This is a genomic window from Bradyrhizobium sp., from assembly GCF_030693485.1.
Classification (GTDB): Bacteria; Pseudomonadota; Alphaproteobacteria; order Rhizobiales; family Xanthobacteraceae; genus Bradyrhizobium.
In genome coordinates this window covers 1-6,355 of the sequence record NZ_JAUYAN010000347.1, presented here as the reverse complement: position 1 = coordinate 6,355, position 6,355 = coordinate 1, and the positions used below count along the sequence as shown (strand labels likewise).

5 protein-coding genes are annotated in these 6,355 nt (G+C 61.5%); 4 read left to right on the top strand and 1 reads right to left on the bottom strand.

Annotated features, from left to right (window positions below):
• Positions 1–96: 96 nt before the first annotated feature.
• From Q8N40_RS25790 to ahcY, 3 genes are all read left to right on the top strand, one after another.
• Positions 97–1,452, top strand: coding sequence for a hypothetical protein (locus Q8N40_RS25790; RefSeq protein ID WP_305322140.1), 1,356 nt, complete (start codon positions 97–99; stop codon positions 1,450–1,452).
• A gap of 60 nt (positions 1,453–1,512) precedes the next feature.
• Positions 1,513–2,709 carry a methionine adenosyltransferase gene (gene metK / locus Q8N40_RS25785; RefSeq protein WP_305713821.1) on the top strand — a complete coding sequence of 399 codons (1,197 nt, stop codon included), beginning with the start codon at positions 1,513–1,515 and terminating at the stop codon, positions 2,707–2,709.
• A gap of 76 nt (positions 2,710–2,785) precedes the next feature.
• Positions 2,786–4,216, top strand: coding sequence for an adenosylhomocysteinase (gene ahcY / locus Q8N40_RS25780; RefSeq protein WP_305713820.1), 1,431 nt, complete (start codon positions 2,786–2,788; stop codon positions 4,214–4,216).
• Positions 4,217–4,283: 67 nt separating this feature from the next.
• On the opposite strand, the gene Q8N40_RS25775 is transcribed toward ahcY, so the two are convergent.
• The gene (locus Q8N40_RS25775; RefSeq protein WP_305713819.1) at positions 4,284–5,441 is read right to left on the bottom strand and encodes an IPT/TIG domain-containing protein; all 1,158 of its coding nucleotides are present in this window, start codon (positions 5,439–5,441) and stop codon (positions 4,284–4,286) included.
• Positions 5,442–5,666: 225 nt separating this feature from the next.
• On the opposite strand from Q8N40_RS25775, the gene Q8N40_RS25770 reads away from it, so the two are divergent.
• Positions 5,667–6,355, top strand: a 689-nt coding sequence (locus Q8N40_RS25770; RefSeq protein WP_305713818.1) for an NAD(P)/FAD-dependent oxidoreductase, incomplete at its 3' end; no start/stop codon positions are given.

Genomic DNA, 6,355 nt, shown 5'->3' with positions numbered 1-6,355 from the left:
CCTGCATTTCCAACAGTGGGCAGACCGTGCTAGGACGGCCGCGCCGTCCGCGGCTGCCCACCAGCCTGTCCCAATCCCGGCTCGATATCCCGGCCCATGAAAAACGACCAGATCCTCGCCCGGATTTCCGAATTCTGCCGGCAGGCGGATATGGCGGAATCGACCTTCGGCCGTCGCGCCGTCAACGACGGCAAGCTGGTGCACCGCTTGCGCGAGGGCAAGCGAATCACCATCGACACACTGGACCGGATTCAGGCCTATATCGCCGCTTCCATGCCCGGCGGCCTGCCGGCGCCGCGCGGGCTCGAGGTGCCCGCCGAGAAGCGCGATCCCCGCGGCAATTTCCGGTTTTTCGAGAATCGGCAGAAATACCTGCTGTTTGTCCATACCTGCAGCGAAAAGCGGGTGATCGCCGAGCGCGTGGCGCTGGAACTCGGCAGCATCCACCCCCGGCCGCCGGCGCTGCGGGTGTTCGATGCCGGAGTCGGCGACGGCACGGTGCTGGCGCGGGTCATGCGCTCGATGCACGGCCGCTTCCCCCATATGCCGTTCTATATCGCCGGCAAGGAACTCAGCCTGGAGGACGTTCGGCTGACCCTCGATAAGGTCCCGGACCGGTTGTTCGAGCACCCGGCAACCGTTTTTGTCCTGACAAACATGTATTACGCCGAGGCGCCCTGGCTGACGCCGGCCTCGCCCGCGGCCGCCGCGGGCATGATCTGGCATGAGGTGGCCCTGCAGGGGGCCTCCTCAGGCGAATTCGAGGCCCAGATCGCCGCATTGGGGCCGTTTCTGGAGCAGAACTGGCGGGCCAATGTCAGCGCCCGCTCGGGCATGCCGGTCTATGAGCGGCCGGTCGCCATCGTGCTGTACCGGGAGGATCACCGCTTTTTGCTTGATTCGATCATCCCCAGGGCCGGCCGCTCCGAGGCCAATTTCGACCTGATCATCGCTTCGCAGCCCTACCGGGCCAAATCTTCTGTGAATTTCCGCGCCAAACGCATCATAGCACCGCTGGCCCGGGCGCTGCGGGCCGGGGGCCGCCTGATCGGAATTCACTCCCACGGGCAGGATCCCGGGCTGGAGATTATCCAATCGGTCTGGCCTGGAGAAAATCCTTTCGCGGTGAGCCGTCATGAGCTATTGCGCGCGGTGAAATACGAGTTGGGATCGGCCGGGCGCGACCTTAACTTTAATGCTTATGCCGATAACCGCTCGATCTTCCGATATGATATGGAAGCGCTGCCCAACGAGGTCACCGGCTCGATCGGAACCTCCACGGCCTTTGCAGCGTGGAACGCGGCGGTGTATGTCGCCCAGATCGAAGACGACCGGTTGACGGACATGACTCAAAGCGGCCGCACTCTCGATGCCACCAGGGAAGTTCTGCGCAAGCATAACGGGCTCTGGTTCTACGACGAATCCTACGTCATCTCGCGCCGTCGCGACTGACACTTCAGGCACATTTTTGATAAAGGGACCGCCAAGGTCAGGCGGAAAAGGGGTTGGTTGATGCGCGCGTCTTATCTGTTCACCAGTGAGTCGGTTTCCGAAGGTCATCCGGACAAGGTCTGCGACCGGATTTCGGACGAGATCGTCGATCTGTTTTTCCGCGAAGGCCAGAAGGCAGGCTTCGATCCCTGGGCGATCCGGGCGGCCTGCGAAACCCTCGCCACCACCAACAGGGTGGTGATCGCCGGCGAGACCCGCGGTCCCGCATCCGTCACCAACGAGCAGATCGAGAGCGTGGCGCGCGCCGCGATCAAGGACATTGGCTACGAGCAGGAGGGCTTTCACTGGGAGAAGGCCAAGGTCGAAATCCTGCTGCATCCGCAATCCGCCGACATCGCGCAGGGCGTCGATGCGCTGCAGCCCGGCACCAACAAGGAAGAGGGCGCCGGCGACCAGGGCATCATGTTCGGTTACGCCACCAGCGAGACTCCCGACCTGATGCCGGCGCCGCTGTTCTACGCCCACAAGATCCTGCGGCTGATCTCGGAAGCGCGCCACTCCGGCAAGGAGAAGGTGCTGGGTCCGGACTCCAAGAGCCAGGTCACGGTGCAGTACGAGAACGGCAAGCCGGTCGGCGCCACCCAGATCGTGGTTTCGCACCAGCATCTGGTCGAGGACATGACCTCGAGCCAGGTTCGCGAACGCGTCGAGCCCTATGTCCGCCAGGCGCTGCCGGACGGCTGGATCAACGGCAAGACCACCTGGCACATCAATCCGACCGGCAAGTTCTACATCGGCGGTCCCGACGGCGACGCCGGCCTCACCGGCCGCAAGATCATCGTCGACACCTATGGCGGCGCGGCCCCGCATGGCGGCGGCGCCTTCTCCGGCAAGGACCCGACCAAGGTGGATCGTTCGGCCGCCTATGCCGCGCGCTACCTTGCCAAGAACATCGTCGCGGCCGGCTTCGCCGATCGCTGCACGCTGCAGCTCGCCTACGCCATCGGCGTGGCGCGGCCGCTGTCGATCTATATCGACACCCATGGCACCGGTGCGGTGCCCGAGGAGAAGCTCGAAAAGGCGGTGGCCGAGGCGATGGACCTGACGCCGCGCGGCATCCGCAAGCACCTCGACCTCAACAAGCCGATCTACGCCCGCACCTCGTCCTACGGCCATTTCGGCCGTACTCCGGACAAGGACGGCGGTTTCTCCTGGGAAAAGACCGACTTGGCCGACGCGCTCAAGCGCGCCGTCTGACTTTCTCCGTAATCATCATGCGTATTCCGGAAAGCATTTGTGCTTTTCGGAATATGCTTTTTAAGGGATCAACCACATGACCGCCGCCGCCAAGAAGCCCGCCTTCACCGATTACATCGTCAAGGACATTTCGCTGGCCGAATTCGGCCGCAAGGAAATCTCGCTGGCCGAGACCGAGATGCCCGGCCTGATGGCGACGCGCGAGGAATACGGCCCGAAGCAGCCGCTGAAGGGCGCGCGCATCGCCGGCTCGCTGCACATGACGATCCAGACCGCGGTGCTGATCGAGACGCTGGCCGCACTGGGCGCCGACATCCGCTGGGTCTCCTGCAACATCTATTCGACCCAGGACCACGCCGCGGCCGCGATCGCGGCGGCGGGCATTCCCGTGTTCGCGGTGAAGGGCGAGAGCCTGGTCGAATACTGGGACTACACCGCGCGGATGTTCGACTGGCACGGCGGCGGCACCCCCAACATGATTCTCGATGACGGCGGCGACGCCACCATGCTGGTGCATCACGGCCTGCGCGCCGAACAGGGCGACGTCGCGTTCCTCGACAAGCCGGAATCCGAAGAAGAGGAAGTGTTCTACGCGCTGATCAAGAAGCTGCTGAAGGAAAAGCCGAAGGGTTATTTCGCCGAGATCGCCAAGAACATCAAAGGCGTTTCGGAGGAGACCACCACCGGCGTGCATCGCCTCTACGAGATGCAGAAGAGCGGCAAGCTGCTGTTCCCGGCGATCAACGTCAACGACAGCGTGACAAAATCGAAGTTCGACAACCTCTATGGCTGCCGTGAATCGCTGGTCGACGGCATCCGCCGCGGCACCGACGTCATGATGTCGGGCAAGGTGGCGATGGTCGCAGGCTTCGGCGACGTCGGCAAGGGCTCGGCGGCCTCGCTGCGCCAGGCCGGCTGCCGCGTCATGGTGTCCGAAATCGATCCGATCTGCGCGCTGCAGGCGGCGATGGAAGGCTACGAGGTCGTCACCATGGAAGACGCGGCGCCCCGCGCCGACATCTTCGTCACCGCCACCGGCAACAAGGACATCATCACCATCGAGCACATGCGCGCGATGAAGGACCGCGCCATCGTCTGCAACATCGGCCACTTCGACAACGAGATCCAGATCGCGCATCTGAAGAATCTGAAGTGGGACAACATCAAGCCGCAGGTCGACGAGATCACCTTCCCCGACGGCAAGCGGATGATCCTGCTGTCGGAAGGCCGGCTGGTGAACCTCGGCAACGCCATGGGGCATCCGTCCTTCGTGATGTCGGCGTCGTTCACCAACCAGACGCTGGCGCAGATCGAATTGTGGGCCAACAACAAGGACGGCAAGTACAAGAAGGAAGTCTACGTGCTGCCGAAATCGCTGGACGAGAAGGTGGCCCGGCTGCATCTCGCCAAGATCGGCGTCAAGCTGACCGAACTGCGCAAGGACCAGGCCGACTACATCGGCGTCAAGCAGGAAGGCCCGTTCAAGGCGGATCATTACCGGTATTGAGGGCGATTGCCACCCGGATCAGAAACGCCGGCCCAGGGGCCGGCGTTTTGCTGTTGGCTGCCCGATTCTATTGCTTCACGGTAATGTTGCGCGCTTCTGAAGTCTGACCGTCGGGATTCTTGACGCTCAGCTTGAGGATTCCGACGACAAGGTCTTTGTCCTGGAGAGCAATGGTTATCTTCTTGTCGTCTCCCCCCGGTTCAACCGTGCGTTGATCACCATTAATGGTGGCGGTACAACCTGTCTGAAAGTCCTGGCCGATGATGGTCAGCGACTTCGGACCGGCGGTGGTCAATTCTTTTGGTTCCGTAGAGGAAACGACAGGTTTGCCGGCGATAACCTCGATCGTTGCACTGAACGTCTCATTGTTCGGATTCTTGAGGATGAGTTCCAGTTTGCCGGCCTTTGCCACGTCCTCAGCGAGTGTCGCAATCTTGATTTGGGTGGCACTGAGCCATTGCGGATCTCGTGGTTTGCCGTCGACGGTCGCCTTGATGTTCTTGTCAAATCCGCTTCCGGTGATGGTCAAGACTTCGGGTTTTCCCGTCGTCAATTTTTGAGGTTCGACATTGATCGCAGGCTGGCCTTTGAGTGGCGCGCTGCGGGGCACCGCCTTCTGCGCGGTGAACACGGTTTCAAAGACTTCGCGCAATTTGTCGGTTGCCTGTCGCGAAAACATGCCTGCCAGGGCCGCAAAGGCGGCAATCCCATAGGGATTCAGCAGCAAGGTTGCTCCCTGCAGATCACTGTCTTTGGTCGCAGGCAACGTGGGCACAATCAGCCCGCCGCGAAGAATGAGGTAAGACACGATCGCTAGTGCGATCCCGATCGGTGTGCGTAGAACGAACCACCAAATCCAGCTCAAGCTCAGTCTTCGATTACCGACATAGTCTCCGAAGGATGTCAGGGTGTGAATGAGGCTGCCGATCGCGCCGGCCAGAATGACGGTCAGGAACATCCGCAAATCCGGCGCCCAATGGCACGGCTCGAAGGCGAAAAGCCGAAATGGCTTGTACATGAACGCCTTATTGGCGCCGACACCCGGATTGGCTGGATCCGGCACGAGCACGGGCCATGTCGCGACCAGCAGATAGAAAATCAGAAACACGAAGATCAAAAAGCAAGTCCCGTAGAAGCGAACTTGGCCAGCAGAGGCCGGATCGCTCACCGGTGCAGTCTGGGGGCTGGGCCCCTCCATACTGCCCCCTTGGTCGGTGTTACTCATATTGCCCTCCCAATTCGAGGAGCCACACTCGCCCCTCACTCGACGAAATTCATTCCGTGAAAATTGCAAACTATCTTCAATCCAGAGTAGTGTGGCATCTCACTACAATTAAATGCGCTCGTCAAACCTGAACAATGCTTTTTGTGACGGAATGCTGGAATAGCGAGGCCTGCGAGGCGGGTGTTGCCAGTTGATTTTTTCTTCGGCTTGCGCGCTAATCAAACGATGGAACCAACCACACAAACCGAACATTTCGACGTCCTCATCGTCGGCGCCGGGCTGTCCGGCATCGGCGCGGGCTATCACCTGCAGCAGAAATGCCCCGGCAAGAGCTTTGTCATTCTGGAGGGCCGCGACTGTATCGGCGGCACCTGGGATCTGTTTCGCTATCCCGGCATCCGCTCCGACTCGGACATGTTCACGCTGGGCTATTCCTTCAAGCCGTGGGTCGAGGCCAAGGCGATCGCCGACGGGCCGCGGATTTTGAATTATGTCCGCGAGACCGCGACCGAGAACGGCATCGACAAGAAGATCCGCTTTCATCACCGGGTCAAGCGGGCGTCGTGGTCGACGCCAGAGGCGCGCTGGACCGTGGAGGTTGAGCGCACGTCAGGCGAGGGCGGCACCGAGCTGGTGCGCTTCACCTGCAATTTTCTGTTCATGTGCTCTGGCTATTACAAATACGAGGAAGGCTACACGCCGGAATTTTCCGGCCGCGACAATTTCGCCGGCCGCATCGTGCATCCGCAGAAATGGACCGACGACATCGACTATGCCGGCAAGAAGGTGGTGGTGATCGGTTCGGGCGCCACCGCGGTGACGCTGGTGCCGGAGATGGCCAAGCAGGCGGCGCATGTCACCATGCTGCAGCGCTCGCCGACCTACGTGGTGGCGCGGCCGGCCGAGGATCCGGT